This window comes from Stenotrophomonas sp. 2YAF22 (assembly GCF_052114665.1).
GTDB lineage: Bacteria > Pseudomonadota > Gammaproteobacteria > Xanthomonadales > Xanthomonadaceae > Stenotrophomonas > Stenotrophomonas indicatrix.
Window position 1 is genome coordinate 1 of the sequence record NZ_JBFRFE010000810.1, and the last position, 1,548, is coordinate 1,548.

Here is a 1,548-nt window from a genome sequence, read left to right on the forward strand (position 1 = left end):
CTGGAAAAGCAGAAGGAAGGCAAGAAGCGCATGAAGCAGGTCGGCCGCGTGGAAATTCCGCAGGAAGCCTTCCTGGCCGTGCTGCAGATGGACAACAAATAAGCCCCGAAACCGGCCTTCGGGCYGATCGTCCGGTGACGTTGCAAAGGACCCTGAATGAAACTGTTTGAGATCCTCCTGGTCGTGCTGACCCTGGCCTCCGGCCTGATCCTGCTGGCCGACAAGCTGTACCTGGCCAAGCGTCGCGCCCAGCGCGCCGGCCTGCTCGACACCGAGCCGGTGCTGGTGGACTACTCGCGTGCGTTCTTCCCGGTGCTGGCGATCGTGCTGATCGTGCGCAGCTTCATCGCCGAGCCGTACAAGATCCCGTCCAGCTCGATGATGCCGAACCTGCTGATCGGCGATTTCATCCTGGTCAACAAGTTCTCCTATGGCCTGCGCCTGCCGATCACCAATACCCGCTTCGTGCCGGTCGGCGATCCGGCCCGTGGTGACGTGGTGGTGTTCCACTTCCCCGGCCATGGCGACAACGACCCGGCCAAGGGCGAGAACTTCATCAAGCGCGTGATCGGCGTGCCGGGTGACACCGTCGTGTTCGAAGGCGACGGGGTGATCCTCAACGGCGAACCGCTGAAGTACGACAACAAGGGCATCTACGCCGGCCACAAGGGCCAGGGCGAGGGCGCCAACCTGCTGGTCGAGCACCTGCCGGGCCGTACCCACACCGTGCTGGAGACCGATTATCCGCGTGGCCAGGGCCAGTGGACCGTGCCGGCGGGCAAGTACCTGGTGATGGGCGACAATCGCGACAACAGCGACGACGGCCGTTTCTGGGGCCTGCTGCCGGAAGAGAACCTGCGCGGCAAGGCATTCCTGATCTGGCTGAACTGCCAGGGCTGGTTCTGCAAGGACGGCTTCGAACCGTCGCGGATCGGCTCGAGCATCAACTGACTTCACATCCACTCGCGTATCTGGGGAGAACGCAATGAAGACGATGAACACGCAGCGCGGCATGACCCTGACCTCGTTCCTGACGGTCCTGATCGTGGTTGGCTTCTTCCTCTACATCGGAATGAAGCTGTTCCCGATGTACCAGGAGTATTACGCGGTGCGCTCGGCGATGAAGAGCCTGGCCAAGGAGCCCGGCATCGGCAGCATGGCGCCGGCCAACATCCAGGATCTGTTCTTCAAGCGGCTGTACATCAACTACTCGGACAACGTGAAGCCGGCCAACGTCAAGTTTGATCGCCGCGACAATGGCTGGACCCTCAAGGTCAACTACGAAGTGCGCCGCCAACTGGTCGGCAACCTGGATGTGGTTGGCAAATTCGATTCTTCCCAGGACCTGACCCGTAGCGGTGCCGAATAAATCTTTCCAACGTGAAGACCTGATCGGTCACGCCTTCCGCGATCCAGACCTGCTCAAGCAGGCGCTGACCCATCGCAGTGCCGGCGCGCCGCATAACGAGCGGCTGGAGTTCCTTGGCGACAGCATCGTCAACATGATGGTCGCCGAGGCGTTGTACCTGCGCTGGCCCAAGGCGGACG

General features: G+C 61.9%; 3 protein-coding genes and 1 pseudogene. All 4 read left to right on the forward strand.

Going from position 1 to position 1,548, the window contains the following annotated elements; translation table 11 throughout:
• On the forward strand, window positions 1-102 hold a 102-nt coding region (locus AB4Y84_RS21320; protein ID WP_442250894.1), incomplete at its 5' end, for a hypothetical protein.
• A 54-nt stretch (window positions 103-156) separates the two neighbouring features.
• Window positions 157-951, forward strand: a complete 795-nt coding sequence (gene lepB / locus AB4Y84_RS21325) for a signal peptidase I (RefSeq protein WP_025877111.1) — start codon at window positions 157-159, stop codon at window positions 949-951.
• Window positions 952-985: 34 nt separating this feature from the next.
• A complete protein-coding gene (locus AB4Y84_RS21330) occupies window positions 986-1,369 on the forward strand; it encodes a DUF4845 domain-containing protein (RefSeq protein WP_089236423.1) in 384 nt (127 codons plus the stop codon).
• Window positions 1,359-1,548 (forward strand): annotated as a pseudogene (locus AB4Y84_RS21335) (ribonuclease III); the annotation flags it as partial. The gene AB4Y84_RS21330 and the pseudogene AB4Y84_RS21335, both read left to right, overlap by 11 nt.

Excerpts from the sequence above, each read along its gene's own strand:
- lepB (WP_025877111.1), top strand. The coding sequence starts at position 157 with ATGAAACTGTTTGAGATCCTCCTGGTCGTGCTGACCCTGGCCTCCGGC.
- AB4Y84_RS21330 (WP_089236423.1), top strand. The coding sequence starts at position 986 with ATGAAGACGATGAACACGCAGCGCGGCATGACCCTGACCTCGTTCCTG.